Here is a 25,560-nt window from a genome sequence, read left to right as displayed (position 1 = left end):
TAAGAATAGGTGTCGCGCAGCCGACTTTTCGGCAATCAACCACCCATTTAGTGGGTAATGTGTCGGTGTTAGCCAGTCAGTGCAAAGGCATTAAACAGATAATTACGCTTGCCTTTATGCCATTGGTTGCGGGTTTTATTGTAACTGCCACTGGCGACAATAATGTGCAGGTGAGGATGTAAATTCCGTTGTCGACTGTGGGTATGTAAAACGGTGGTAAAGCTTATTTCACCACCGTGTTTACGCCTGGCAAAGTCTTTTAATATTGATGCCGCGACCGAAAACATGGTTTGATATAACGCTTTGGATTGGCTTCGGGCTAATGGTCTAAGTTCACTGGGTAAAGTGAACGTAACCATGAAGTAATGCACGGGCAGTAGTTTCGATTGTTGGCGACAGCAGTATTATGTTGTTTTAATTGGGTTAACTGAGTATAACGCGCTGTGGTATTGAGGTTGGCGGTGGTTAAACCATCAGGACTTCGATCAAAGTAGGTCGAAATGCGTCGAACCGCACGAGAATAACCATCAATAGTAGCTGGTCGTTTACCTTGCAGCCTTAGATTGGTAAGATGTTATTCATAAAGAACATTAAAGCGTTGTTGCTGTGAGTTGTTCATACTGATAGCTCCAATAAGGCACCACCATAATGGAGATGCTATTGGTTAGTATGAACGGTGGTGGAAAGACCCTGCCGCGCAGCGGCTTCGTTCAACAAGTTATGCAATAAGAAGTAAACATAGCTAACAAGAAAATAAATAAGTGAGCCGAATCTGTTAATTTAATATATAATCTTGTTCCTAAGGGGTAATTATGAGTTTTGTCTCAGTCAAAGTCAGGGCAATTGTTCCTCACTTTAGGTGATACCTCTGCAATTTGGCGAGCACATCAAGACGATCCAACAGACTTTGATTTGTTGTTTAGTATGCTAAGTAGTAAGCCCGATAAAGAGTTTACTTTCTCCTATAAGTTGATCGGCTAATGTGGGCGTTAGGCTTCTGAGGAAATATGGATCTATTAACATTTATCATCTTTGACGTAAAACCCCGACCTTTTGTGGCTGAAAGACGTATCAAGCGCGCCTTTACAACAGGGGTTAAAACACCTTAACAAAGGTTTTCAGTCCTTTTTTAAGTCAGGGTTTGGTTACCCTAAATTTAAATCAAAGCATCATTATCAATCAGCCAGTTACATGAGTAACGGGTTCAAATGGGATGCAGATAAACAATCATTATTACTCGCTAAAATGAAGCAACCGCTTAAAATAAAGTGGTCGCGCTACTTCACTGGAAAACCAAGTTCACTTACCGTATCCAAGACTAAATCAGGTAAGTATTTTGTTTCAATATTAGTGAAAGAAGCGATAAAACAGCTGCCGATTATTAATAAAACGGTCGGTGTCGATGTTGGCAAAGCATCTCCATGATGCTAATTTCGGTGAAATAGCAAGGCAGTTAGAATATAAGGCTGATTGGTACGGGCGTAAATTATCAGCTATTAGCCAGTGGTTTCCTTCGTCTAAAATGTGCAGCGAGTGTGGAGCGTTATACGCTGGGCAGTGGTCATTAGCGATCAGGACGTGGACTTGCGCATGCGGCGCTGTTCACGATAGAGATCATAATGCTGCTATCAATATCCATAAAGAGGGATTAAGACTAGCAGCTTAAATAATTTGTGGCGGTAGGTAGTACCGACACGTTAAATGCTTGTAAGAGGTTTTAGAAGACTAACGCAATTTATATTGCAATGCCTAAACCGTAGACGACAAGAATCCCCTTGCTTCAGCTAGGGGAACTTCAACAGTGAAATCATTGATGCAATCGCATGGCCTATTGTTGTTTTGATTTTAGGGCTAGTTCTTCGCGGCAGAATTTCTGACTTACTGCCATTTTTACGTAAAATAAAGGCTGGGCCGGTAGAGGCAGAGTTCGGTGTCGAAGCAAGGAAGATACTTGAAGACTCAAAATAAATCATTGCTAAGAGTTCGGTGACCTTATCAAAAGCCCAGGAGGCGGATGTTGCTCTGGCAAAGATATATACCGCCAAGCATGATCCAACGAATATGATTTTAGAAGGCTGGAGGAATGTGGATGGTGCTCTCTTTCGCATCGGCAGAGATGCCGGAATTCTAGTTGATCCGATGGATAGCTCAAATAAAGTATATTTGGGAGTAATATCAACAGATTTATTAGAGCCAGAAACAAAGAGGCTCGTCGTAGAAATATATGAAATGCGTAATCGGGTTGCGCACGCCAAAATTAAACCATCAATGGATTCGGCAAAAGATTACATATTGACAGTTGAGCAAGTTGTAAAACTAATTGAAACACAAAGAGAAAGTGTCGAAAAATCTGGTACTGCTAAATACTAAAAGGCAGCCTAACAAAAAGCTGCAAGCGACACATTTTATTACGCCGTTTTTGTGCATGTGTCGCGAACTCTAATTATTGCACAAAAACGCTACATAAAATGAGCGCCAGTGTTTGAGGCGTTATACCTAAAGGATAATTCGTGAGTAATACTAAATTTTCTGAAAGTTGTTATCTATGTAATTCGGATTCTAATTACATTAAAACGGACAATGAGAAGAGACGCCATTATTTATGCTCAAATGAAAGCTGCGGAGAGTATGAAATATCATTAAGTGCTATGGAGCACTTAATTGATAATAATGATTTTAAATCTCAATTATTACCATTAGCTAAAAGGTGTAAAGGTACCGATGGTTTATTACAAATCTCAGTAAGAGGGACAGCTATAGAAGCAAAAGTTAGACCAAGATCTGAAGTGTGATTTAGGTATAACATACAAGAATAGGTGTCGCGCAGCCGACACCTTATTCGGGTGTTGAATAAGCCCGAGCCTTTCTTTTATATAGTAAATAACGTGTTTGATCTTGATGGACACTTCGCCTTGAACCTAAACGCAAGGCGAGCGAAGTCGAGATAAATAACAGGCTTATTATTTATCAATTGGTTATCGAATGATCACCATAAATTCAATATCTCCAATCAGCAATGTTATCGCCATTATCCTTATTATATTCTCCTTTCGGCTAGGTCGTTTGCGTGATACCTACACACCGCATTTCATGATGGCAACAAGGGCAAGTGCGTATTGTTCTGCATTCAGTCGTTGCTGTCAGTAACGGCATTTTCCAATTGAACAGATGCAGCAATATTGCTTGGATACGCACACGTAACCGCTTGGCATTACCGTGTAAAAGCCCATAATCCCGCACTCGCTGTAATCCTTTTGGGAGCACATGTTGCAAGATAAGCCAGATAAATTGTAACGTTGGTAAGGCTCTGGTTTTCGTTGTTTGAGTTTGCCCGTCTTTATATTTGAATATCACGGAATTATGGCTTGTGTCGATGATGTCTTTATCGGGCAATACGCCCCGATACAAATAGCGCGATAAATATTGCAATGCAGGCAGACCGTAACCAACTTTTCGGCAATCAACCACCCATTTAGTGGGTAATGTGTCGGTGTTAGCCAGTGCAAAGGCATTAAACAGATAATTACGCTTGCCTTTATGCCATTGGTTTCGGGTTTTATTGTAACTGCCACTGGCGACAATAATGTGCAGGTGAGGATGTAAATTTCGTTGTCGACTGTGGGTATGTAAAACGGTGGTAAAGCCGATTTCACCGCCGTGTTTACGCCTGGCAAAGTCTTTTAATATTGAAGCCGCGACTGAGAACATGGATTGATAAAGCGCTTTGGGCTGACTGCAAGCCAAGGGCCTGAGTTCACTGGGTAAAGTGAACGTAACCATGAAGTAATGCACGGGCAGTAGTTTCGATTGTTGGCGCATAAGCCAATCAGAAGTCGTGCGCTGCTGGCATTGACGGCAAACCCATTGCGAACAACCTTGGTTGCCCGTTTTACAACTGAGCATCGCATAGATGGCGCGGCGACTGTCGTGAGAAAGTTGATTACCAAATTGCCGTTCAAACTCGTCATGATGCTGACGAAGCAAGTCAATGAAGGTGCTCATGCCAAGCTCCAGTCAAGCGTTAATTTATCTGTGGCGTTATCAAAATACGCACTAATCTGTCGAATTACACGAGAATAGGCATCAATAGTCGCTGGTTGTTTACCTTGCAAACGTAAATTGATAAGGTGTTGTTCATAAAGAACATTAAAGCGTTGTTGTTGAGAGTTGTTCATACTGAATTCTCCAATGTCATCCCCATTATGGTGATATTATTGGTAAGTATGAGCGCTGGCTTGTTTGCTCCGCAGCTTATGCGAGCGTTATATTTTTAATCGATGCTTTATACAATTTCAAATCTACAAAAGGTTTTTCATATGGATATAAATTTATTTGGTATATTCGTGACGGTTGCGATAGCTCATTTTCTTGCGTTGTTAAGCCCTGGGCCAGACTTCGTATTAGTTGTAAAAAGCGCAATCCGTAATGAAGGTAAAAATGCTATTGGTGTTGCACTAGGTATTGCATCAGCAAACGCTTTGTATATTGGTTTGTGTTTGATTGGTGTGGGCTCTATTTTAGCTGCTTCAGTGACTGTTATGATTGTGCTTAAAGTGATCGGGGGATTATTTTTAATTTATCTTGCAGTACAGGCTTTACGCGCTAGCAAGAGTTCGTATAAGAACTTAGATATGGCTGAGCATACTCATTCTAACACTGCTAAAGCTACTTTCTTTAAGGAATTCATTACAGGGTTTATGTCTGGCATTTTGAACCCAAAAAACTTATTGTTTTATCTTAGCTTATTTACTGTTGTACTGACCCCTGAAGTAGGCTTTGCTTTTAAGTTAGGTTTAGGTATTTGGATGACAGTTATTGTTTTTTTATGGGACCTATCAATTATTTTTCTTCTTTCAACACCGAAAGTGCGAAGTAAATTTACCAAGCTAGCTTATTACATTGATAAAGTTACCGGAGCTATATTGGGGCTTATTGGCTTTGCTATTGTAAGATCAGCATTAACGAAACAATAAAAATATAACAAGCTCATAAAGTCAGATTCGCAACGCTATCACATTGGTTGCAAAGAGAAAAGGCGCAACAAATCGTGCCGGTATTGCTCACAGCTTATAGGGGCGTTAGTGCGTCAAGCGAAGCTTGATGCATCTTGCAGGGTGTAAGTCCTGTCAGGTAAGGTTTAACCAACCACCTGTATCGAGTGTTGCGCCTTTGGCGGAGTTTGAGATTAGCCGATGCTTTTCAGTGAGCGATCACAATCAAGCGAACAATATAGGTGAAGCGTACACAGAGAATCATATAGGCCATAGGGATTGTCGTGGCATGTTTGAAGAGATGTATTGAGAACTTGAGAGATCCAAAGGTGTTCCACAGGATGTGGTAGGGAAGCTTAGCCAAAAGCAAAGCCAGCGATGACCCTTTGGAAGTCAGATCAGCCCATAGTAGTCTGAGCAGGGGAAAGCCTTGAGCATGGCGAAGGAGCTGACAGTTATATTTGAATTGTAATAGAAACATGCCCCGGACATGTAGGGCTGGATAATGCATGAAAACTGAATTGCAATTCGTTACATTCAGGCGAAGCTGTGTCGGCAATCTAATGTCACTGGACAGAGGAACGAAAGTAAGACGTTTTATTATCGAGCACGTGAAGGCAAAGTCTGCACGAGCGAATATATAACTGAAGAGCCGGATTCGGTAGTTCCGCACGTCCGGATCTGTGTGGGGTCGGCTCAGTAATGGGTCGCTCTACCACGATTATTTTTAATGCTGGTCGTAATGTCCGCCAATAGCGAAGATATAAATACTGTCATCATCAAATTTATAGATCAATCTGTCTTTTTGGGAAATACGTTTGGACCATAACCCCGATAAATTATGCTTTAGCAGTTCTGGCTTACCTAAACCACTTGCAGGATCTGCACGTAACATTTCTTTTAAAATTTTGCACAATGTCTTATGAAGCTTTTTGTCTTTCTCTCTTAACTGCTCATAAATAAGCCAAGTCTTACCTTCAAAAACTAGTGATCTCATTTAATTGCTCTTGTGTTGGTTTATACCCAGTTTTTGTGTGGTGCGACACCATCGACTCAGCGATTTGTTTCATTAGATTGCTACTTTGTAATACATGCAGAGTTTCTTGTTCTCTGTCCCAGTCGTCAGCACTCATCACAATAAAATCGTCACCAGCTCGTCTAGTAACTTTAATTGGCTCATGTTCACTAACAGTTTGTTCAACATATCTTTTTAGGTTGTCTCTAAACTGATTTACGCTTATGCTATTCATAATTAACTCACTATTAATGTACGGTATTGTCGTACATTGTAGTTCAAAAAATATAACAAGGCAATCAAACGGACAAATTACAGTTGGCTGCCGTTCGTGCCACACCCGATGCTTGATTCCATGCACTTTCCATTAAGGTCAACAGCAACAATGGTTTTACCTAGGTCTTCCTGTCGAAGTTATTGTTTGTATGTATTCCTGCAAAACTATTTGTTGAGCAGGGTGCGGTAAGATCAATTCAGTTAGCCAACGTAAATGTTGTTTTGACCAATTGTCTTTCACTTTTGCTGTAACATTATTTCGTAGTAACAACGCGTTAAGTTGATATTTACCGTCTTTAAGATCTTTCATTGCTGTTTCTCTGGCACGAGATAAATCGCGTACAGCTTCATCTTCAGGCTCGGGTAGGTAGATCGCAGTGAGGTCTTCAGACTTGAGTAACTTAGCCAGATTCATTGCATCACGTTTGTCAGTCTTAATTTTATTACTTGGCTTTTTGGGAATAAGCGAAGTGCAGAGTTGCATGTGGCGATTAATTGTAAATAGCGATTAAAACCGACGAACCAACTTTATAACGGATTGTTTCGTTGATGGATTCTTACCAAGATGAATTGGTTTGACGCCCCGCACATCTTCAATATAAGCGACCTCAATAAATGATTTGTGTGTGTCCATGCCAATAAAAACAATGTTATGTTTACTCATGCTAGTCTCCATTTTATATTTGTGATGAATATATTATGGCTCTGGTTTTAAAAACTAACTCACGAAGTTGGAGGCTAGCACCTAGTGGAAGTCATTATGTCTATGTGCTGTAGTGATATCGCAGTTGAGCAATGAGAATCGTATCATCTTGGTATTTATACACAATACGGTGCTCATCATTTATGCGTCGAGACCAGTAACCAGCTAACCCGTGTTTAAGTGGTTCGGGTTTGCCAATACCGCTATAAGGCGATCGTTGAATGTCTTTGATTAACGTATTAATTCGCTTTAGCATCTTTTTATCGGTAGTTTGCCAGTACAGATAGTTTTCCCATGCTTTTGTTGCAAACGTTAATTTCATTCAAGCAACTCTCGTTCGGTACCTTTGCCTGCTTCAAGTTCCGCAATCGACTCAAGCAAATATCTTGCATTGGCAGGCGAACGGAGTAAGTATGTTGTTTCTTCCATTGCTTGATAATCCTCAAGAGACATCATTACAACGGGAGCCTCACTTTTTCGCGTAATAATGATTGGTGCGTGATCATTACAAACTTGCGCCATCGTTGAGGCTAAATTGGCACGAGCTGATGTATAGCTAATGGCATCCATGTTGTTCTCCAAAGTGTTCATGTACGTAATACTGTACATGGTAGCGTAATGACACATAACAAGCAACTCAACGCGGATTCGGTTTACGGTCACGCGTTTTGCAAAACCACGTGCCAGCAATGAATTCGCTTGTTTACACCAATGGTGAAAGGTTGAATCGCCATGGTTGAAATTCAGATGCAAGGCTGCTGAGTTTGTCTTGATTTGCCATATTACTTACTCTAATTTGGGATGCAGTAAGTAAATCAAAATTTGTACGTTAAGTTGAGCTATCTTGTCGTAAGCTCACAGAGAAAGGCACAAAAAAGCTGAAGAATAATAGAGCTGCAAGCAAGCGTGGTGGTGATACCGAAGTGCTGGTATCGCTCCGATAAATATTAGATCTGACTGACGAGGGTTACTTTTTTTATAATGAAAAGGCCATCGAAGTCCAAGTTGCACACCGTTTTGGTAAGGTTGTGGAGAGTCAGCGGCTTATTTTAAAATAAAGAACAAGTCGTGGCATGTATGTAGAGATGTATCGAGAATTTAAGAGATCCAAAGGCGTTCCACAAGGACAGTGGTAGGGAAGCTTAGCCAAAAGGTACTTCCTCCTCTTGTCCAAAACACTTCCAAACTTAGATGAACAAGCAGATTTACCTGGAATATGCAGCTCGATAATACTCCAGGCTAGGTGCAACTGGTTAGATGTGCGTTTACGTATATTTTATAGCTAGAAGTCGCGCCCATGCTATATTTTATATGCTATAAAATCGCTTGTTTTTAGTTGGAAATAATTAAAATGTGATTTTGTCTTGGGGATGTCCATGAAAAATAAGTATTATTCCAATAGTATGACTAAAGTTTATTTATTAAAATAACACTAAATAAATTGATTTTTTTTAGTTTTTAGTATCAAATGCCTATATTACAATAGCTTGGTAGCGAGCGTAATCTCTCGCCCTAAAGAGACGTTAAAATTCAATATATTTTGAAAAAAATAAGAGCTTTAACTGCTAAATATTTTCCTGAAAGACAACTGCACTTAAGGACAAACGGTGTTGTTCATTTCATTTTTATTTCAGCACGAACACAGCTTATCGTCGCATCTGTCGTTTTGGTATTCTTCGCGTGGATGACGTTCACTTCATATTATTTTGTTAACAGAATAGATATTCTAGCTGCAAAAGATTTGCTTGTAGAAAATACAAATAAAAATTATCTGGCATTAAACAGTCAAAATGAAACGCTAAAGGGCGATCTTTCCGCTAAAACAAAAGTGTTGGAAGAAAGGCAGGCATATCTGCTACAAATGCTAGAAAAACACCTAAGCTCAACTGAATATACTAAAGAGACTGAAAGCCCCACCCATAAAGAAAAATCAGATAAAGCAAAAGACGCAAAGACTAGCAATTCCTCTGTGCTATTCCTGGATAATGAAACAAAAGCACATTTACAACAGGAAAATCAAGAATACATCAATGTTACACGTATTCGAATGGAACAGATCGATAATCAACAAATGAAACTTGCTGATTTATTAACCTCAAAAATTGCTTCTCGGATTGATTTTATAGATAAAATTTTGAAAAAAACCGGCATCGACACGGCAAGATTTTTATCTATCACTGCGGATATATCACCGATTTTTCGTGCGCAGGGTGGAGAGTTTATACTGTATTCGGATAATATTGAACAAGATGTCAGTAGTCAAGATAAGCCGTTTCCAAAATTAAATGCCTATTATAATCGGTTTCAGCATCTCGAAGCTGCCGTTCAAACCATGCCTTCTATTAAGCCCGTTAAGAAGTATTATCTCTCTAGTGCCTATGGCCGCCGACCTGATCCGATAATTAAAAACCGTTGGGCATTTCACAAGGGTATTGATATGGCTGGGTGGTGGGATACGCCTATTGTCGCAACAGGAGATGGTACAGTAACCTATTCTGGACGGAATGGTGGTTATGGTAATTTTATCAGCATTGATCATGGCAATGGTTTTAAGACTAGATATGGCCATATCGCTAAATTAAAAGTTAAAAAGGGACAGAAAGTCACATTAGGACAGGAGATTGCTCTAATGGGAAGTACAGGGAGAAGTACCGGACCTCACCTTCATTACGAAGTGATTTTTGATGGTAAAACCATCAACCCATTAAATGTATTTAAGGCAACTAAAGATGTTTTCAAAATCCAGCAACAAAAATACGACAGTTAAAGAGACCAGCAGTATGAAATCAACAAAATCTGTGCCGTCGATCATCGGAGCAGGCGTAAAAATTATAGGTGATATCACCTCAAGCGGCGAAATTCAACTGGACGGTGTCGTTGAAGGTGATATCAAAGCTGCCACATTGATCATTGGCGAGCAGGGCACTGTTAAAGGCGTGATTATTGCAGATAGTATCGTTGTTATGGGAACGGTTTCGGGGCAACTAAGAGCCCACAGTATTCGTTTAGAAAAGTCGGCTAAAGTTAAAGGCGAACTCTTCCATGAAACAATTAGCATCGAAATTGGTGCCCATATTGAAGGTACTATGACGCATAAAGAAAATCCTTTGCAGGATAATAAAACCAAAAATGTAAGTTCAATTACATCAAAAGCAACGGGTGAAAAATCTGCATAACTTAATTCTGTTCAGGAATTCGAAAAAGGCGTAGTTGTTGACTAATGCCGATCAGTTAAGAGAAATATGATCGGTTGACTGATCCTTCTCAGCTGTCAGAATCCAAGTGTCTTATAACACTTGGATTTTTTATGCACGTTTATCAAGCCCTTGATGTCATCAATCAATGGAAGCCTAATTAGGTCGATGGTTTGGTTACTTGTCGGGATGGCTCTCTATAATGATAAATCGATGGCAGATATCGTTAATCAACTTGATATTGTAGACCGAACAGGCAAGGCATTTGTAGCGCCAAGTGCGTTAACTCAGCGACGAAAAAACCTTGGTGAAGATGCGATGAAAGCAGTCTTGCAGCTCTATTATTCTTCAGCTTTTTTGTGCTTTTCTCTGAGTAGGCAAGAAAAAATTCGTCAGCCTCAATGATCCCCGATAATTTATCTTTATATTGTTCTGATTGCGCTTCAAGAAAAATATAAGTTTTCTGCAGTTAAACAGTAATAGACCGTAATGACCGTTATAATCACAGCTTAACAGCTGAGAGTTTTCTTATTTAAGTGTAACCAATCGCGGGTTAAATATAGGGCAGGTAGAAAAGTTGAAGATTGAAGATAACCACTGGAATATTTGTGCTGAATGTAAGGGACGCGGGAAAGTAAGTAAACGCCTGCGTAAGAAAGTAAGACTCCGCTACCAGCGAGAACTCGAGCACTTTGAAAAGTCCAACCGCGAAGGCGTCGCGCCTGTCCGTCCAAAGCCGCACCTTGATGCCTGTTCGAATTGTAAAGGGTCCGGGCTGATCCGTTCTGCTGTCCCATCCTTCGTTAATGGACCCGATACAGAAAATTACCCACACCTTGCCATTATTGGTGGTGGCATCGGTGGGGTGGCCCTTGCTGTGGCTTGCTTGCACCGTGGTATTCCTTTTACGCTTTATGAACGCGATAGCGGCTTCGATACACGATCTCAAGGTTATGGACTTACGCTGCAACAAGCGAGTCGAGCGATCGAGGGGCTGGGCATTTTCTCGTTAGAGGAAGGTATCATTTCAACCAGACATGTGGTGCATACGACCGAAGGCAAAGTACTCGGTGAATGGGGGAGCAGAAAGTGGGTGCCGTCAGACGAGAGAAAGTTACCGACACGCACCAATGTCCATATCGCAAGGCAGTCGTTGCGTTTAGCCTTGCTTGAGCAACTCGGTGGACATGATGCGGTGCAGTGGGGGCACCAGTTGGTCGACTTTAAACAATCTGAGGGTGAAGGTGTTGATTTGAGCTTTCAGGTTGCAGGTGAGATGAAATACGCCCATGCGGATCTTGTCGTTGGGGCGGATGGCATTCGCAGTTCGGTGCGCAAGTTGCTGGTAGGTGAGGATGCGTCGCCATTAAATTATTTAGGCTGTATCGTGATCTTGGGGATCTGTCCTTTGGCCGATCTTGAAGATGAAGGGCTTGATCGTACTTTGCTCGACTCCGCCACGGTATTCCAAACCGCGAATGGCCATGAGCGGATCTATATAATGCCTTTTTCATCGGACTCGGTGATGTGGCAGCTTAGCTTTCCAATGCCAGAAGAAGAGGCCAAGGCGTTAAGTGCGAAAGGCACTAACGCGCTAAAAGAAGAAGCGTTGCGACGATGTCAGTGGCACGATCCGATTCCTCAGATCTTAACGGCGACGCAGGAAGTGATGGTTTCTGGTTATCCGGTGTATGACCGCGCGTTACTCGAACCTGAATTGTTGCAGCAAGGGGCTAACGTGACCTTGATTGGAGACGCTGCTCATCCTATGAGTCCATTCAAAGGACAGGGCGCGAATCAAGCGCTGTTGGATGCACTGGCGCTGGCTAGGGTCATTACCAAAGAATGCAGACCCTTGTCTAAATGGCGCGAAGCTGGCTTGAGGGACCGGGTGTTAACTGAGTTTGAAACCGAAATGTTGGAACGCAGCGCGAAGAAAGTGAAAGGTTCAGCAGAAGCTGCTGAGTTTCTGCATACCGACATCGTGCTGCATGAGGGTGATGAACCGAGAGGGCGCTGTCTAGAGAGAAACGCGGTAAATGAAGGCGAACTAAAGTAAAGACCAACATAACATGATGTTTGTTGTGGTTTAATGTTTGTATCTAAAAGTATTACTGTCATCCAGAATTTCTATTCTGACAGGAACTACCCCTTGATTTGTACTGCCCATTTGTTCAAATGCTTTTTGAGAAAGGTCTATTACTCTGCCTCTAACAAATGGTCCTCTATCGTTAATTTTGACCTCGACAGATTTATTGTTAGTCGTATTAATCACCTTAACGACGGTACCAAATGGCAGGGTTTTATGCGCGGCTGTATATGCTCTCATATTGTATGTCTCTCCACTCGCTGTAAGCTTGCCGTGGAATCTTTTACCATACCAAGACGCTTGACCGACAAGATCATGAGATCTTGCGTATGCTATTGTTTTAGGCGACCCAGTTGTCGATGTGGATGTAGACGAACAAGCGGTCAGCATGGAAAGGACGACAATGGTAAATATAAGGCTTAACTTTTTCATGTGATTTTTAATACCATTTTTTTAAATAATGTTTCATGTGTTTACCTGTCTCTTCATATCTTTAAGAATTCATCGCGGAGTGAGACATCAACATTTAAGTTTTGTTCGCCGCTATAGTCAATTTTTAACAGCATCCTTCGGCTAACACGACGTTAGTCAGACAACGGAATGTGGCTATAATAAATGAGGGAAATAGTTTGGTCATAGTTGAATTCGTTCCTTAAACTTGATCGTAAATAGCAGTTAAACGGTACTCAGTGAGTCTAGCAGAGTTCTGTTTATTCGAGTTTGGATCGGCATAAGCGCTGGCTGTTTACCTTGCTGCCTTAAATTGATAATGTATTGTGCATAAAGTCATAGGAAGGAGTCTAAATTGAACTTAACGAAGAAAAATCTTGAAGACGCAGTAAAAGCGAATATTTTATCTTTGGAACAGTCTGAGAAGTTAATTGAATTCATCAACAAGCAGCCTAATACCGGGCCTAAGTTTGATTTTACCCATGTTCTTTATTATGTGGGCGGTTTGATTGCAATCGGTGCAATGACGCTGTTTATGAATTTAGGCTGGGAGTCATTCGGTGGCGTCGGTATTGTTGTTATCGCCTTATTTTATGCGGTTGTTGGACTTAAACTGACCAACACCTTTCAAGTCAAAGGCTATGCGATACCTGCGGGAATATGTGCCACTTTTGTTATTGCGTTGACCCCATTAGCGGTATATGGATTACAACATGCATTGGGTATTTGGCCAGATGAAAGTGTATATCGAGATTATCACCGATATATCCAATGGCATTGGTTGTATATGGAACTGAGTACGTTAGCTGTTGGTGCTATTCTCGTTTGGAAATATAAGTATCCATTTTTAATGATGCCAATTGCGGTGACACTCTGGTATTTAACCATGGATGTTACAGCCATGATTTCGGGCGGAGATTTTGATTGGGCGCTGAGGAAACTCGTGTCTATGTACACTGGACTACTCATGATTGCCTTAGCCTTTTGGATCGATATTAGATCTCGACACACAGCTGACTATGCATTCTGGATATATTTATTTGGGGTGCTCGCCTTTTGGTGCGGAATGTCCCTGCAATATTCTGATAGCGAGTTGTCTAAATTTATTTACTTTACTATCAATCTACTGATGATCGCTGTGGGCGTATTACTTGTTCGGCGAGTGTTTGTTGTGTTCGGCGCGATAGGCTGTACTGGCTACATTGGTCATCTAGCGGCGGATATATTTAAAGACAGTTGGTTATTTCCAATTTCATTAACACTGCTGGGGTTATTCATTATTTATCTTGGGATCCTTTGGCAAAAACATGAACAAAGTATTACCAGTAAAGCGCAAAGTATATTACCAACATCATTACGTGAACTATTAGCGTCTAAGTAAGCTGAAGGATGTCGGAAATCAAGGCGTGGTACGCTTACAAATGTTAACATACGCCGTAAATTTACAGGCATTGTCATCTTCGAGTGGCATTAGGTAGAAAACTATCATGGTTTCGGAATACGAAAAAATAAAATTATTGTTAAAGAACAAGAATAATAACAATAATAATAAAGAGGACCTTGCACGCCTGCGCAAAGCGATCCCGACGTTTGAATGTACGCCGGGTTGCCATGATTGTTGTGGACCGGTAACGACGTCGGCAGAAGAAATGTCGCGCCTGCCCTATAAAACTGACACTGAGCACGAAGCTGCATTAGATGAGTATAACTGCGTACACCTCGGTCCTAAAGGCTGCACCGTGTACGAGGAACGACCGTTAATCTGCCGACTGTTTGGCACCACACCGAAAATGCCTTGTCCCAATGATCGCCGACCAGATGAAATGATTGACGTTAAAGTCGAAGGGCAGATCCATCACTACATCAGAAATACACGACAGGTGTTGGTGTAGTAGGTGTAACTAAAAAAATTAAAACGTTATGTATATGGAAACGAAATGGAATTCATTCTTGAAGAAGTAACTTACAACGAACTCGGCTCAATTTTTAACTCTTGTCAGGGTTGTAACAAAGTATCGGCAGTCGGGTTGTTATTATAAAATAGAGGTAATGGGTGTTAAAGGTAACGGGTGTTAAAGACAGTAATAGAAGTCAATTGAATAGCGAATATGACGAGCAAGGTTACTTTGTAATTAGAAATTATTTTAATGCGGCTGAGATTTTAGCACTGAGAGAAGTGGTATCGAAATTTCATGAGTTGTGGAAAGAAGACAACGCTGAATTCTATCGGGAAGAAGCGTTCAACTCTTCTGTCATTACCGGTATTGAGTATTTGGAGTGCGACGATAGGCTGACGCTGTTTAATTTTATCAGCTCCAAAAAAATGATGGATGTGGTCGAATCGGTGATACCGGCTAATCCCGCGTTTATGAATACCCAATTATTTTTCAACCCTGTTAATCCTCAACAGAAAGACTTTTGGCATCGTGATTGTCAATACGACCATGAGGTTGAACAGCAAAAAATAGCCGTTCAGGAGACACAAGTGGTACATCTTCGCGTGCCTTTGTTTGATGAACTTGGCATGGAACTCGTCCCTGGTACGCATAAGCGCTGGGATAATGAAGAAGAGTTTAATGTACGACAGGAAATTAAAGGCAAAGTGAGCAGCGACAGTCTCTCTACCGGTCTGGTCATTAACTTAGCTGCGGGCGACTTACTGGTTTTTTCAGCAGATATGATCCACCGTGGTTTATATGGCATGGACAGATTAGCCTTGGATATCTTAGTGTTTGACCCAGAGGGTGACTTTGCCGACTACGTCGATGATGCGTGTTTACCGAGCATTGCAATGCTCGATAAAATTGATGATCCGAGATTATTCATGAGTACGCTCGACTTAAAGGCGCAGTGTTAATTGTTGGCTCATTTGTTGTCACGATAGTTGTCACAAGTGTTGCGGGCCGATAGTTACTTCGTCGCAAGACTGTCGTGCCTGCCTGTAAAAACGGACGCTAAACATAAAGCCGCATTAGATGCGTACAGTGGTACCTGACCATGGGAATTTGTTGAACTAGATCAAAACTTTAAATCGACATTGGCTTATAATTATTCATAATAATTGTGCATAATATCAAGGAAGAAGTAATGTCTAATTCATCGTACGCAGAAAATGATGATCGTGGCCAGCAGGTAAATAAACCACCAAAGTTGCTCAATTCTGGCAAGTCATTCTGTACAAAATACAGTACCATTGAAGACGTCGTTTCAACACATAATCATTCAAATGACTTTATTCAAACCCGTAACCAATATATTGTCGAACGCCTTAAATTAATCTGCTTATTTTTTGCTATTAGCGTACCAGCATCATCTTCACTTGATTTTATTGTCTTTGACAGCGCCCAGGCTAAATTATTATTAGTTAATCGGTTAATAGTCTCAGGTGTTCTTATTGGGCTTTACCAACTCATTCGTCGTTACCGTACGGTTAATATGACTCGAGTGGTATTAACACTTTCATTTTTATTACCGGTATTATCTTATACGGCAACAGAGCTATTATTGACTCAAACAATGGCCTACAGAGATATACCCTTGTCCTTTACGCTTACACCGTATTTAATAATCGCAATGCTCGGTCTGTTTCCATTGACAACCTCTGGAGGTGTTGTGCTGTTAAGTGTCATTGCATTGCCATTAGCAATACTTGAGTATATCCAATACACGGGAGATTATACTGCAGTTATCGACAAACTATGGTTGTTCGTGTTGTTTGGCGGGATTTGTTTATGGCTACAATCTGGACAGATGATCATGCTAATGAAACTTTATCGCGAATCCACAATCGATTCACTAACAGGCTTGATCAATCGTCGCGTATTGATGCGCCAAGTAACAGAGATAGCAATAAACAGTAATGCTGCGCAAGACTCATTTAGTGTAATGATGTTAGATTTAGATTATTTTAAACGTGTTAATGATACTTACGGCCATATGGTTGGAGATAATGTTTTAGTCAATGTATCGTCATTGCTAAAGCGAGAGTTAAGAAATTCAGACGTTATTGCGCGTTTTGGCGGCGAAGAATTTTTGGTCGTGATGCCGCATTTAGAATTAGCGCAAGCAACTCAAGTGGCGTTACGTGTTGCCGAGGCTATCCGTAAATCGTCAGTGATGACGGATGAACAACAAGAGGTCACATTTACTACTAGTATCGGGGTAACTCAATACATCGCAGATGAGTCGATAGCGCAATTATTTAAACGCGTTGATGATTTACTCTATCAAGCGAAAATGCAGGGAAGAGATCGGGTTGAAAACGGTATTACGTTATGTTGATACAATTATTCGACAAAAAATCATTTATAATCAATTCTTAATATGTATTAATTGTCGATTTCAAAGGAATGTTATGTTTATCCCGACTTTTTTAAAACATAAGAACAAGTTTAAAAGCCAGATTAAAGTCACCTTGGGCGCATTATTGTGTAGCAGTATGCTGGTGAGTAACGCCAATGCATGGTCTGAACACAGCCTCATCACCTATCCAATATTGAACACCATGCCAGAAGTGGCAGCGCAAGCGCCTATTAAAGTCGAAACATTAGCTGAATTTGTGACAGCAGAGGCGCACGGGTTAGAAACGTTATTAGCAACCAATGAAGACTGGTTACGTCAGAATTTCCCGTATTATAAGCCGCGTCCTGATGCATTAGCATTTGACGCCGCTGGCCAAGACTTACTGACAAGTTTCATTCACGCCATACGTATCAACCCGAATGCCCGTGTTAATCCGTACATTCAGTTATTACCAGGGCAGGATAAGCAAGGCCGTCGTCGCCTGGATGCGTCAGAGGTTGCGGTATTCACTCACCTCGATAATTATAACTCGATGACCTTTGTGGAAGTCAAAAGTGGTGATCTGGTCACGCCAATCGAGGTATTAGTATCGGCTAACGACGACCCTGATAATGGTTTAGATATTGGTTTGTTTGCAGACAGCAATACTGACGCGGGTAAACTATATGGTTTTGGTAACCAAGCCTTTGGTAACCCTGCGTTGGAATACGGTACGCAAGCGCCGTTCCATATGGGTTTCTACCATGAATCAAGTGTGTTATTTAGGTTAGCACCGTTCTTACGTGATACCTTCCCTGATTTCCGTGTGCATATGTACAAAGCGTTATCTGAATATGCTTTTAGCACTGGCCATGATTATTGGGGCTGGCGTTTTATGGGGTGGGGCTTGCATTATGTTGGTGATATTGCCCAGTCATACCATTCTACATTGCAGCCTGGTGTGAGTACTGCATCGAGTATCTGGACCAATACCAAAGACATGATGGGTTTCCCCCAAGCTAAGATTGATGCGATCCAGCTGCTTTCTAATCGTCATTTGGTATTAGAAGCGTTCCAAGCAATTGTTACCAAGCAAGCGTATGAAAATAACGACTTTAGTAGCGCGCTATTTAAGGCGTTAACGCAGGAGACTGCAGTGCTTGAATATACCGACAACACCTTTGTTGAAGTATTTGCCAAAAATTCCTATGACAAATCAGACAAGCTTGCTGATTACTTAGAACGCTGGGTACCAGAGCAACTAGTAAGCGACCCAAGCTTTGAAGTTGATGGTAGCAAAGAGATAAAAATGATTGTGCAGATGATACGTGAGCAGCACGGTGAAGCGGGTATGACCAACATGACCAACTTATTGGCTGAGTTTATGTTAGATCATAATGCTAATACCCGCAGTTATGTGCGTGGTATTTTAACGCATAAACCGTGATGTCATTGAGCGGTAAGCCAGAAAGCACTCCGTACTTGTTGTCGTGCTTTGCTGTTGCTTACTCAATAGATGTAGTCAATAAATCTAGTGTTATATACGCTCATCTGTTACTGGTGTTAATAGCTCTCGCTTTAGCACTTTGCCGACCGAACTCTTTGGCAGATCATCGCGAAACTCAATAACCCGTGGTACTTTATAAGCGGTTAAATAACGACGGCAGTGGGTTTGTACCTCTTTACTGGTCAGCGTTTTATTGCTGCTACAGATGAAGGCTTTAACTCGTTCGCCGGTCACTGCATGTGGCAGACCTATCACAGCGGCCTCTTCAATGTCGGGATGTAATAGCAGTATTTCTTCAATTTCGACGGAGTAAACATTAAAGCCAGACACTAAAATCATGTCTTTTTTACGATCGACAATAAAGAAGTAACCATCTTTGTCCATACGTGCCATATCACCTGTCGAGAACCAACCATCTGCATCAATAGATTCAGCGGTGGCCTCTGCTTGTTTCCAATAGCCAGCCATTACCTGTGGACCGCGTACTTGTAATTCGCCAACGACGTTTATGCCTAATGCTTGGTGATCATCATTAACAACGCGCATTTCTGTTGAGGGTAAGGGGACGCCAATCCCTGCTGTATATTTTTGTTGTGTGTGAATACCACTGCAAACAACAGGTGAACATTCAGTTAATCCATAACCTTCAACAACCGGCATGCCGGTGACTGCTTGCCATTCTTTGGCCACGTCTTCTTGGGTAGGCATGCCGCCAGCGATGGTGAAACGGGCATTGCTAAAATCTAAAGCGCGGAATTTTTCATTCTTTAGCATACCGCTGAACAAGGTATTTAACCCGAAAAAGATAGTGAAAGGGTAACCTTGTAGCTCTTTGATAAAGCTGTCCATGTCTCTCGGGTTAGTAATTAATAAATTACGTCCGCCGATCATCATAATAAACATCAGGCTTACCGAGTTAGCAAAGATATGATAAAGCGGCAAAGGCGTAACAACATAGTCCTTGGACAAGAGTGTTCGGGGAGAGAACTGTCCGTAAACTTGCAATACGTTAGCGACAATATTGCGATGCGTTAACATGGCCCCTTTGGCAATACCGGTTGTACCACCAGTATATTGCAGGTAGGCAATGTCTTCCGGTTTACAGGCTGGGCGGTGATAAGATAATTTACGCCCAGCAGCGAGTACCTTACGTATTGAGATGGCATTTTCAATGTGAAAAGCCGGGATCATTTTTTTCACGTATTTAATCGCAAAGTTAACCAAGGTGCGTTTAGGCTGCGGTAATAGATCGCCTATGTGAGTCATGATCACATGCTCAATACTGGTTTGCGGTAACACTTTTTCGAGGGTCGCGCCAAAATTGCTGATAGCGACAATCATCCTGGCGCCTGAATCGGCGAGTTGATGCTGTAATTCGCGTTGGGTATAAAGCGGGTTAACATTAACGGCAATCAGCCCCGCGCGGAGTATGCCAAATAGCGCAATAGGATATTGTAATAAATTAGGCATCATAATAGCGCAACGGTCACCCGGTTGCATTTTTAGTTCGTGTTGTAAATAAGCAGCAAAAGCACGACTTTGTTGTTCAAGTTGGCGAAAGGTGAGTGTTGCACCCATGTTTAAAAAGGCGATTGAATCTGCGTGTGTTTCGCAGCTTTGTTCGACGATATCTAAAACGCTGTCATATTGTGCTAAATCAATGAACTCTGGCACATCGCTAGGGTAGTTTTTCAACCACGGTTTTTCCATGTTAAAATTCTCTGTAGAGTGTTGTTTAGCATATTATCTTATAACTGGCTTAATAATTAGTTGATAATAATCATAGCTTAGCGCTTTATTGCCTATTGATTTTTGTATACACTTGCCGGCATTCAACATCAATAACGGTGTTTATTTTTATTACCTAGTCACACGGAACGGACGTTACTCGGTATTTTTCATTTGATTCAAGATCGCGCTAGCCAAATGGCTCTTTTTCATATCTTAGTGCAAACCGGAAGTTTTACCTCTGCAGCGCATACACTCAGTGTGTCGGTTTCTCATGTCAGTAAACAACTCAAATGTTTGGAAGCTGATTTAAACGTTAAGCTGGTTCAGCGTTCAACCCGCAGTTTTACCTTAACAGATGCAGGGCAACAGTTTGCGGGGTATTGTGCGGAGGTTGTAAGCAGTGTGCAAAATGCGGATGTGATGATGACGAATCTACAAGATGAAGTGGCCGGTATTCTGCGGTTAGGTGTCTCGCAGTCATTTGGCACTATCCATATCATTCCGGCGATTGAACAGTTTCGTAAACTGCACCCAGACCTGCATGTCGAAGTCAGTCTGTTCGACTATAAAACCAATATGATTGATGATGGTTTAGATTTGTGGTTGACCAACATTGAAGATATTCCCGAAGGTTATGTGGCTCAGCATTTGGCCGATACCTGTTTTGTGCTTGCGGCGTCACCGGATTATTTGATGCACCACTCAGCGCCATTACATCCACAAGACCTTGTGAATCATAACTGCCTTATTTACCAAAGCCGTGAGCGTAACTATGGCTTGTGGTCATTTAAACAAGGCGATGACGCGTTATACATAAACGTGAATGGTAATTACCGTGTTGATTTAGCCGAAGCGATCCGCGATGCTGCTGTATCAGGGTGGGGCATTGCTTACTTAGCAACGTACTTGCTAACCGATGAATTTAGAACGGGTAAATTAATACAACTGTTACCGGAATGGCAAGCGAGCCAAAGCATGCAGTTTTATGCCGTATATCCTAGCCGTAAGCATTTACCCAAGAAGATCAGCGCGGCGATCACCTTTTTCAAAGATTATATTGGTCAACCTTCATACTGGGATCGGCAATTAAAGTCACAGATTAAAATCTAGCACTGACAACTTATCTTCTCATGCGGAAATATTATTTCCAGATGGAAATAATGCCGTAAACATCCTTATGGATTCGTTATAAAACAAGTAACTGGCTTTCACGACAAACCTGTTGGCTCTAATTGTAACAAGCAAGCAACTTACTGGACTTGCTGTAAAAATGGCGCGAACTACAATACGCGTCTTTATAATTTAATCATTAAACAGGTTTGTTCCATGATATCTATTTTAGGCATAATAGTGATCCTATTAACGGCGTATTTATTTTCTAACGATCGCGGTAATATCCCGCTAAGAACCGTCTCGCTTGCGTTTACCTTGCAGATCACGTTTGCTTTCATCGTATTATATTTTCCAGCAGGCAAAGACGCGTTAAGTGGTTTTAGTGCGGGTGTATCAAACGTGATTGATTATGGTCAGGAAGGTATCTCGTTCTTATTTGGCAATTTAGTTCAGGGTGGCTTTGTATTTGCTATCAATGTATTAGGTATTATTGTGTTTTTCTCGGCGTTAATTTCGGCGCTGTATCATATTGGTTTTATGCCTAAAGTCATTAATATTGTGGGTGGTGGCTTGCAGAAGTTATTAGGCACGGGTCGCGCGGAATCGTTGGCGGCGACGGCAAACATCTTCGTGGGTATGATTGAAGCGCCTTTAGTGGTGAAACCGTATTTGAAAGGCATGAGCGATTCGCAGTTTTTTGCGGTGATGACTTGTGGTCTTGCTTCGGTTGCTGGTGGTACCTTAGTGGGTTACGCCATGATTGGTGTTGACATTAAGTTTCTTGTTGCGGCGTCATTTATGTCGGCACCTGCTGGTTTACTGATGGCGAAGTTTTTGTTCCCACCATCAAAAAATGAAATTAGCGCAGACGAGATCACCAAAGTAGAATTACCGCGTGCCACCAATGTGGTAGAAGCGCTTGCTGACGGTGCGATGGCAGGCTTAAGCATGGCTACTGCGATTGGCGCGACTTTGTTAGCCTTTGTCGGTGTTATCGCGTTACTCAATGGCATGTTAGGCGGTATCGGTAATTGGTTTGATCTGACGTTAAGTTTTGAAATCATTTTAGGGTATGTGTTTGCGCCGGTTGCTTGGCTGATTGGTGTGCCGTGGGATGAAGCGATTGTAGCGGGCTCGTTGATTGGAAGTAAGATCGTGGTTAATGAGTTTGTGGCGTTTATTCAGTTGATGGAAGTTAAAGATCAGTTAAGTGAACATTCACAAGCGATTATCACGTTTGCGTTATGTGGTTTTGCTAATATCAGCACCATGGCTATCTTAATCGGTGGTTTAGGCAGCATGCTCCCAGAACGTCGTCAATTCATCGCTAAGCATGGTTTCCGCGCGATCTTCGCTGGTGTGCTGGCTAACTTGATGAGCGCTGCGATTGCTGGTGTTATTTTAAGCTTGTAGTTAATCGTTAAAAGTATAGATACAATAATTAACTGCAATTAAAGATGTAAAAAGGCTAACGAGTAATAACTTGTTAGCCTTTTTTGATCTAAATACGTCAAGGTACTTAGCTATTAACTAAAATCACTTCAACTGTTTACGTTATCATTTCACCCATGGCAAAAATTGAACTGTATAAACAACCTAAGAGAATGATTGAGATAATACAGCGACGGCGGTGAATAAGTCCCCCTGAGGTGAGCAAGCTAGGTCGAAATATAAAATTGATAGGGTTAAATAAGGTTTGATAGCAAAACAGTGAAATACCTTCCTTTCTGCCGTGGCTAATTAATTGGTAGAAGTAATAACAAAAACGCACCAGTAAAAAGGGGAAGGCAATATAAATAACCGCAATAAACGCCAGTTTAAGTGCGATCATTTGTATTCTTAGGTCAAACATAACCCGCCAATCTTGAGTGAAAGTCAGCAAGATTATAGCGGTGGAAAATACCGAGATAAAAATAAACAGCAGACAGTAACGGAATAATATAGGCCATTGTACAATGGTATGTCGCATTCTAAACCTCTTCACTATGACTGAGATATATACCCAAGTAGCTTGAGTGTATGCAGGGTTTTGTGCTTGTTAACTTCCATAAAGTGAAATTAAATACCTATTTGTGATTAAGAACAACGTCTCATCACTTTTTATTATGCATAATAGCCATACATCATAACTACCTATTTACTTACTAATTAAGGCTTTATTATGACTACATTGATAGCACGATTTTTACGTTATGTAAGTTTTGATACCCAGTCCGATCATACCCTTGCCACTTGTCCAAGTACGCCGGGTCAAACTGTCTTCGCGAAACAACTACAGCAAGAGTTAATGTCTTTAAATTTAGATGACGTAAAACTCGATGGTAATGGTTATTTAACGGCACGCCTGCCGAGTAATATTAGCACAACGGTTCCAGCAATCGGTTTTATTGCCCATATGGACACCGCGCCTGATGCATCGGGTAAAGATGTTAATCCACAAATCATCAACAATTATCAAGGTGGTGATATTAGTTTAGGCCATGGTGAGGTGTTATCACCAGTGATGTATCCAGAACTTAACCAGTTACATGGCGATACGCTTATTACTACGGATGGTTCAACATTACTGGGTGGGGATAACAAAGCCGGGATTGCTGAGATCATGACTGCTATGGCGTATTTACAAGCGAATCCTGATATCAAACATGGCGACATTTGTATTGGCTTTACCCCAGATGAAGAGATTGGTCGCGGTGCGGATCTGTTTGACGTTGAAGGCTTTAATGCACAGTGGGCGTATACTGTCGATGGTGGTCCTGTTGGTGAGTTAGAGTTTGAAAATTTCAATGCCAGTGCTGCAACTGTAATTTGTCATGGTGTTAACGTCCACCCTGGGTCTGCAAAAGATAAGATGGTTAATAGCATGGGCATTGCTGCCAAGTTCCAAGCGATGATGCCTGCGGATGAAACGCCAGAATGCACAGCCGGCTACGAAGGTTTCTATCACTTAAATTCAATGCAAACCAGTGTCGCCAAAACCACCTTAAGTTATATTATTCGTGACTTTGATAGCGCTGGATTAGCACAGCGTAAAGCATTTATGCAACAAAAGGTCACAGAGTTAAATGCGGTACTGGGTTGTGAACGCGTAGAGGTTATACTAAGCGATAGTTATAACAACATGCGTGAAATGGTAGAGCCTCACACACATATCATTGAACTCGCGAAGCAGGCGATGATTGAGTGCGATATACAACCTGACATTAAACCTATTCGTGGTGGCACTGATGGCGCACGATTATCCTTTATGGGATTACCTTGCCCAAATATTTTCACTGGGGGTTATAACTTCCATGGTATCCATGAGTTTATCACTGTAGAAGGCATGGAGAAATCGGTGCGAGTTATTGTCAGACTCGCGGAGCTAACGGCAAAGAAATATCAGTAATTTAACTAATTGGGCCTGATACCAATACAGTCGTCAGGCATATCAAGCTGCCCTTGTAAAAATAGTATGCAATGATCGAGTTTGGCATTGAGCTCTTTATCGTGCAATAACGATACTTCATCTTGAATTTGTAGCTCAAAGAGTAAGTACCAGAATACTTGTTCTTTTGGGCTTGCGATGTTGTTGTCGACAATGTGTAATCGTTGCCAATCTTGTAATATTTCCCAAATATAATCGGTTAGTATGCTGTAATTGACCTTGTGGTTCATAAATTGATGAATATGCCTGATTAACAGTTCTGATTTTACCGCAATGAAATTACCTTCCAGCATAAATCGACCTCCAATTACCGCTCACTGAAGACTGATTCATCCGTAAACTGTAAACAGCTTGGCATTCAAATTAGCTATATTTAATTCAAACTTGTTTTAAGCATAAGTCATGATCTGTGATTTGTATATTTGCCAGGTAACACTCAATCGTGGGGGGCATATTAACCAGCATGGAGATCACCCAATAACCCCGATCAAGATCAGCTAATAACATTCATGGAGATCGCTTTTTCACTGAGCCATCGTCAAGTCGCTAAAAGTTTATCTATTTCCCTTTCAGTGGTATCTCGTTATGCCAATCGAGCCGCCCAAATGGGGATAATCTCTGGCCATTACCTGAAAAATGGGCAGCTGATACTGGTTATCACGATAGATCGTTATCGGAAACTGCGATGTAACGGTATAAAACGCTCAATAAAGTCATTAGACTAGGTATGCCTGAAAGAAACACAAGTATTTAGAATCCGTCCTTAGCCAGAATTTCGATGAT

General features: G+C 41.4%; 28 protein-coding genes and 4 pseudogenes. 18 read left to right on the top strand and 14 right to left on the bottom strand.

From position 1 onward, the window contains the following. Position 1: 1 nt before the first annotated feature. A pseudogene (locus MORIYA_RS05175) lies at positions 2-395 on the bottom strand (IS91 family transposase); the annotation flags it as partial. Between the two features lie 424 nt (positions 396-819). Here MORIYA_RS05175 and MORIYA_RS20750 point away from each other — a divergent pair. The 5 genes from MORIYA_RS20750 to MORIYA_RS05160 all read left to right on the top strand — a co-directional run bounded on the left by MORIYA_RS20750 (position 820) and on the right by MORIYA_RS05160 (position 2,792). After that, positions 820-981: a hypothetical protein gene (locus MORIYA_RS20750; protein ID WP_162629230.1), complete on the top strand. Its 162-nt coding sequence runs from the start codon at positions 820-822 to the stop codon at positions 979-981. A gap of 210 nt (positions 982-1,191) precedes the next feature. Next, positions 1,192-1,425 (top strand): hypothetical protein, encoded by a 234-nt coding sequence (locus MORIYA_RS20995; protein WP_162629229.1) that lies wholly within the window; start codon positions 1,192-1,194, stop codon positions 1,423-1,425. After that, positions 1,403-1,666 (top strand): zinc ribbon domain-containing protein, encoded by a 264-nt coding sequence (locus MORIYA_RS20990; protein ID WP_162629228.1) that lies wholly within the window; start codon positions 1,403-1,405, stop codon positions 1,664-1,666. The genes MORIYA_RS20995 and MORIYA_RS20990 overlap by 23 nt, the downstream gene beginning before the upstream one ends. 320 nt (positions 1,667-1,986) lie before the next feature. Next, the gene (locus MORIYA_RS05165; RefSeq protein WP_197713355.1) at positions 1,987-2,370 is read left to right on the top strand and encodes a hypothetical protein; all 384 of its coding nucleotides are present in this window, start codon (positions 1,987-1,989) and stop codon (positions 2,368-2,370) included. Positions 2,371-2,510: 140 nt separating this feature from the next. Beyond that, entirely contained in the window at positions 2,511-2,792 is a 282-nt protein-coding gene (locus MORIYA_RS05160) for a hypothetical protein (RefSeq protein WP_112713271.1), read from the top strand. Positions 2,793-3,054: 262 nt separating this feature from the next. Here the strand turns inward: MORIYA_RS05160 and MORIYA_RS05155 are convergent, their stop codons facing one another. Then, positions 3,055-4,002 carry an IS91 family transposase gene (locus MORIYA_RS05155; protein WP_112713269.1) on the bottom strand — a complete coding sequence of 316 codons (948 nt, stop codon included), beginning with the start codon at positions 4,000-4,002 and terminating at the stop codon, positions 3,055-3,057. Next, positions 3,999-4,175 carry a hypothetical protein gene (locus MORIYA_RS20735; RefSeq protein ID WP_162629203.1) on the bottom strand — a complete coding sequence of 59 codons (177 nt, stop codon included), beginning with the start codon at positions 4,173-4,175 and terminating at the stop codon, positions 3,999-4,001. The genes MORIYA_RS05155 and MORIYA_RS20735 overlap by 4 nt, the downstream gene beginning before the upstream one ends. 141 nt (positions 4,176-4,316) lie before the next feature. Here MORIYA_RS20735 and MORIYA_RS05150 point away from each other — a divergent pair, with 141 nt between their 5' ends. Continuing rightward, the gene (locus MORIYA_RS05150) at positions 4,317-4,973 is read left to right on the top strand and encodes a LysE family translocator (protein WP_112713267.1); all 657 of its coding nucleotides are present in this window, start codon (positions 4,317-4,319) and stop codon (positions 4,971-4,973) included. Positions 4,974-5,718: 745 nt separating this feature from the next. On the opposite strand, the gene MORIYA_RS05145 is transcribed toward MORIYA_RS05150, so the two are convergent. The 5 genes and pseudogenes from MORIYA_RS05145 to MORIYA_RS05125 form a co-directional block, all read right to left on the bottom strand. Continuing rightward, positions 5,719-5,988 carry a Txe/YoeB family addiction module toxin gene (locus MORIYA_RS05145; protein WP_112713265.1) on the bottom strand — a complete coding sequence of 90 codons (270 nt, stop codon included), beginning with the start codon at positions 5,986-5,988 and terminating at the stop codon, positions 5,719-5,721. Next, positions 5,969-6,241, bottom strand: a complete 273-nt coding sequence (locus MORIYA_RS05140) for a type II toxin-antitoxin system Phd/YefM family antitoxin (RefSeq protein ID WP_112713263.1) — start codon at positions 6,239-6,241, stop codon at positions 5,969-5,971. The genes MORIYA_RS05145 and MORIYA_RS05140 overlap by 20 nt, the downstream gene beginning before the upstream one ends. Before the next feature lie 177 nt (positions 6,242-6,418). After that, a pseudogene (locus tag MORIYA_RS05135) lies at positions 6,419-6,946 on the bottom strand (IS110 family transposase); the annotation flags it as partial. A gap of 100 nt (positions 6,947-7,046) precedes the next feature. After that, complete coding sequence (locus MORIYA_RS05130) at positions 7,047-7,307, bottom strand: Txe/YoeB family addiction module toxin (protein ID WP_005503217.1); 261 nt, start codon at positions 7,305-7,307, stop codon at positions 7,047-7,049. Further along, the gene (locus MORIYA_RS05125) at positions 7,304-7,576 is read right to left on the bottom strand and encodes a type II toxin-antitoxin system Phd/YefM family antitoxin (protein WP_232011516.1); all 273 of its coding nucleotides are present in this window, start codon (positions 7,574-7,576) and stop codon (positions 7,304-7,306) included. Before MORIYA_RS05125 ends, MORIYA_RS05130 begins: the two co-directional genes overlap by 4 nt. A 949-nt stretch (positions 7,577-8,525) precedes the next feature. Between MORIYA_RS05125 and MORIYA_RS05120 the strand changes: the two genes are divergently transcribed. The 3 genes and pseudogenes from MORIYA_RS05120 to MORIYA_RS05110 all read left to right on the top strand — a co-directional run. Beyond that, positions 8,526-9,752, top strand: coding sequence for a M23 family metallopeptidase (locus MORIYA_RS05120; RefSeq protein WP_112713261.1), 1,227 nt, complete (start codon positions 8,526-8,528; stop codon positions 9,750-9,752). Next, the gene (locus MORIYA_RS05115; RefSeq protein ID WP_162629227.1) at positions 9,715-10,161 is read left to right on the top strand and encodes a bactofilin family protein; all 447 of its coding nucleotides are present in this window, start codon (positions 9,715-9,717) and stop codon (positions 10,159-10,161) included. The genes MORIYA_RS05120 and MORIYA_RS05115 overlap by 38 nt, the downstream gene beginning before the upstream one ends. A gap of 177 nt (positions 10,162-10,338) precedes the next feature. After that, positions 10,339-10,515, top strand: a pseudogene (locus MORIYA_RS05110) (transposase domain-containing protein); the annotation flags it as partial. Here MORIYA_RS05110 and MORIYA_RS05105 read toward each other — a convergent pair. Further along, positions 10,508-10,630: pseudogene (locus tag MORIYA_RS05105) on the bottom strand (IS1595 family transposase); the annotation flags it as partial. The pseudogenes MORIYA_RS05110 and MORIYA_RS05105 overlap by 8 nt on opposite strands. Positions 10,631-10,732: 102 nt before the next feature. Beyond that, positions 10,733-11,071 carry a hypothetical protein gene (locus tag MORIYA_RS21240; protein ID WP_232011751.1) on the bottom strand — a complete coding sequence of 113 codons (339 nt, stop codon included), beginning with the start codon at positions 11,069-11,071 and terminating at the stop codon, positions 10,733-10,735. Between MORIYA_RS21240 and MORIYA_RS05100 the strand changes: the two genes are divergently transcribed. Continuing rightward, positions 11,045-12,238, top strand: coding sequence for an FAD-dependent oxidoreductase (locus MORIYA_RS05100; RefSeq protein ID WP_331838550.1), 1,194 nt, complete (start codon positions 11,045-11,047; stop codon positions 12,236-12,238). The genes MORIYA_RS21240 and MORIYA_RS05100 overlap by 27 nt on opposite strands. A gap of 30 nt (positions 12,239-12,268) precedes the next feature. Here the strand turns inward: MORIYA_RS05100 and MORIYA_RS05095 are convergent, their stop codons facing one another. Further along, positions 12,269-12,700 (bottom strand): septal ring lytic transglycosylase RlpA family protein, encoded by a 432-nt coding sequence (locus MORIYA_RS05095; RefSeq protein WP_112713255.1) that lies wholly within the window; start codon positions 12,698-12,700, stop codon positions 12,269-12,271. Between the two features lie 373 nt (positions 12,701-13,073). Between MORIYA_RS05095 and MORIYA_RS05090 the strand changes: the two genes are divergently transcribed. From MORIYA_RS05090 to MORIYA_RS05070, 5 genes are all read left to right on the top strand, one after another. Further along, entirely contained in the window at positions 13,074-14,099 is a 1,026-nt protein-coding gene (locus MORIYA_RS05090; protein WP_112713253.1) for a DUF2157 domain-containing protein, read from the top strand. A gap of 106 nt (positions 14,100-14,205) precedes the next feature. Then, the gene (locus MORIYA_RS05085) at positions 14,206-14,610 is read left to right on the top strand and encodes a YkgJ family cysteine cluster protein (protein WP_112713251.1); all 405 of its coding nucleotides are present in this window, start codon (positions 14,206-14,208) and stop codon (positions 14,608-14,610) included. Between the two features lie 161 nt (positions 14,611-14,771). After that, on the top strand, positions 14,772-15,575 hold the full coding sequence (locus MORIYA_RS05080) for a phytanoyl-CoA dioxygenase family protein (protein WP_112713249.1): 804 nt from the start codon (positions 14,772-14,774) through the stop codon (positions 15,573-15,575). A gap of 230 nt (positions 15,576-15,805) precedes the next feature. Beyond that, the gene (locus MORIYA_RS05075; protein ID WP_112713247.1) at positions 15,806-16,999 is read left to right on the top strand and encodes a GGDEF domain-containing protein; all 1,194 of its coding nucleotides are present in this window, start codon (positions 15,806-15,808) and stop codon (positions 16,997-16,999) included. Positions 17,000-17,072: 73 nt separating this feature from the next. After that, positions 17,073-18,446 carry a hypothetical protein gene (locus MORIYA_RS05070; RefSeq protein ID WP_112713245.1) on the top strand — a complete coding sequence of 458 codons (1,374 nt, stop codon included), beginning with the start codon at positions 17,073-17,075 and terminating at the stop codon, positions 18,444-18,446. A 90-nt stretch (positions 18,447-18,536) separates the two neighbouring features. Here MORIYA_RS05070 and MORIYA_RS05065 read toward each other — a convergent pair whose 3' ends face one another. Then, positions 18,537-20,216 (bottom strand): AMP-binding protein, encoded by a 1,680-nt coding sequence (locus MORIYA_RS05065; RefSeq protein WP_112713243.1) that lies wholly within the window; start codon positions 20,214-20,216, stop codon positions 18,537-18,539. Positions 20,217-20,408: 192 nt separating this feature from the next. Here MORIYA_RS05065 and MORIYA_RS05060 point away from each other — a divergent pair, with 192 nt between their 5' ends. After that, entirely contained in the window at positions 20,409-21,347 is a 939-nt protein-coding gene (locus MORIYA_RS05060; protein WP_112713241.1) for a LysR family transcriptional regulator, read from the top strand. Positions 21,348-21,563: 216 nt separating this feature from the next. After that, on the top strand, positions 21,564-22,763 hold the full coding sequence (locus MORIYA_RS05050) for a NupC/NupG family nucleoside CNT transporter (protein ID WP_112713239.1): 1,200 nt from the start codon (positions 21,564-21,566) through the stop codon (positions 22,761-22,763). A 136-nt stretch (positions 22,764-22,899) separates the two neighbouring features. Here MORIYA_RS05050 and MORIYA_RS05045 read toward each other — a convergent pair whose 3' ends face one another. Next, positions 22,900-23,319, bottom strand: coding sequence for a 5'-phosphoribosylglycinamide transformylase (locus MORIYA_RS05045; protein WP_112713237.1), 420 nt, complete (start codon positions 23,317-23,319; stop codon positions 22,900-22,902). Between the two features lie 192 nt (positions 23,320-23,511). Here MORIYA_RS05045 and pepT point away from each other — a divergent pair, with 192 nt between their 5' ends. Beyond that, on the top strand, positions 23,512-24,738 hold the full coding sequence (pepT, locus tag MORIYA_RS05040; RefSeq protein WP_112713235.1) for a peptidase T: 1,227 nt from the start codon (positions 23,512-23,514) through the stop codon (positions 24,736-24,738). 5 nt (positions 24,739-24,743) lie between these two features. Here the strand turns inward: pepT and MORIYA_RS05035 are convergent, their stop codons facing one another. Then, positions 24,744-25,070 (bottom strand): hypothetical protein, encoded by a 327-nt coding sequence (locus MORIYA_RS05035; RefSeq protein WP_112713233.1) that lies wholly within the window; start codon positions 25,068-25,070, stop codon positions 24,744-24,746. Positions 25,071-25,560: the final 490 nt, after the last annotated feature.

The sequence above is a fragment of the Moritella yayanosii genome, from assembly GCF_900465055.1.
Classification (GTDB): domain Bacteria; phylum Pseudomonadota; class Gammaproteobacteria; order Enterobacterales; family Moritellaceae; genus Moritella; species Moritella yayanosii.
This window is presented reverse-complemented; position numbering and strand designations above follow the sequence as displayed.

Coding starts and splice junctions, on each gene's coding strand:
- MORIYA_RS20995 (WP_162629229.1), top strand. CDS start 1,192: ATGAGTAACGGGTTCAAATGGGATGCAGATAAACAATCATTATTACTC.
- MORIYA_RS20990 (WP_162629228.1), top strand. CDS start 1,403: ATGTTGGCAAAGCATCTCCATGATGCTAATTTCGGTGAAATAGCAAGG.
- MORIYA_RS05155 (WP_112713269.1), bottom strand. CDS start 4,002: ATGAGCACCTTCATTGACTTGCTTCGTCAGCATCATGACGAGTTTGAA.
- MORIYA_RS20735 (WP_162629203.1), bottom strand. CDS start 4,175: ATGAACAACTCTCAACAACAACGCTTTAATGTTCTTTATGAACAACAC.
- MORIYA_RS05150 (WP_112713267.1), top strand. CDS start 4,317: ATGGATATAAATTTATTTGGTATATTCGTGACGGTTGCGATAGCTCAT.
- MORIYA_RS05145 (WP_112713265.1), bottom strand. CDS start 5,988: ATGAGATCACTAGTTTTTGAAGGTAAGACTTGGCTTATTTATGAGCAG.
- MORIYA_RS05140 (WP_112713263.1), bottom strand. CDS start 6,241: ATGAATAGCATAAGCGTAAATCAGTTTAGAGACAACCTAAAAAGATAT.
- MORIYA_RS05130 (WP_005503217.1), bottom strand. CDS start 7,307: ATGAAATTAACGTTTGCAACAAAAGCATGGGAAAACTATCTGTACTGG.
- MORIYA_RS05125 (WP_232011516.1), bottom strand. CDS start 7,576: ATGAACACTTTGGAGAACAACATGGATGCCATTAGCTATACATCAGCT.
- MORIYA_RS05115 (WP_162629227.1), top strand. CDS start 9,715: ATGTTTTCAAAATCCAGCAACAAAAATACGACAGTTAAAGAGACCAGC.
- MORIYA_RS05095 (WP_112713255.1), bottom strand. CDS start 12,700: ATGAAAAAGTTAAGCCTTATATTTACCATTGTCGTCCTTTCCATGCTG.
- MORIYA_RS05085 (WP_112713251.1), top strand. CDS start 14,206: ATGGTTTCGGAATACGAAAAAATAAAATTATTGTTAAAGAACAAGAAT.
- MORIYA_RS05075 (WP_112713247.1), top strand. CDS start 15,806: ATGTCTAATTCATCGTACGCAGAAAATGATGATCGTGGCCAGCAGGTA.
- MORIYA_RS05070 (WP_112713245.1), top strand. CDS start 17,073: ATGTTTATCCCGACTTTTTTAAAACATAAGAACAAGTTTAAAAGCCAG.
- MORIYA_RS05065 (WP_112713243.1), bottom strand. CDS start 20,216: ATGGAAAAACCGTGGTTGAAAAACTACCCTAGCGATGTGCCAGAGTTC.
- MORIYA_RS05050 (WP_112713239.1), top strand. CDS start 21,564: ATGATATCTATTTTAGGCATAATAGTGATCCTATTAACGGCGTATTTA.
- MORIYA_RS05045 (WP_112713237.1), bottom strand. CDS start 23,319: ATGCGACATACCATTGTACAATGGCCTATATTATTCCGTTACTGTCTG.
- pepT (WP_112713235.1), top strand. CDS start 23,512: ATGACTACATTGATAGCACGATTTTTACGTTATGTAAGTTTTGATACC.
- MORIYA_RS05035 (WP_112713233.1), bottom strand. CDS start 25,070: ATGCTGGAAGGTAATTTCATTGCGGTAAAATCAGAACTGTTAATCAGG.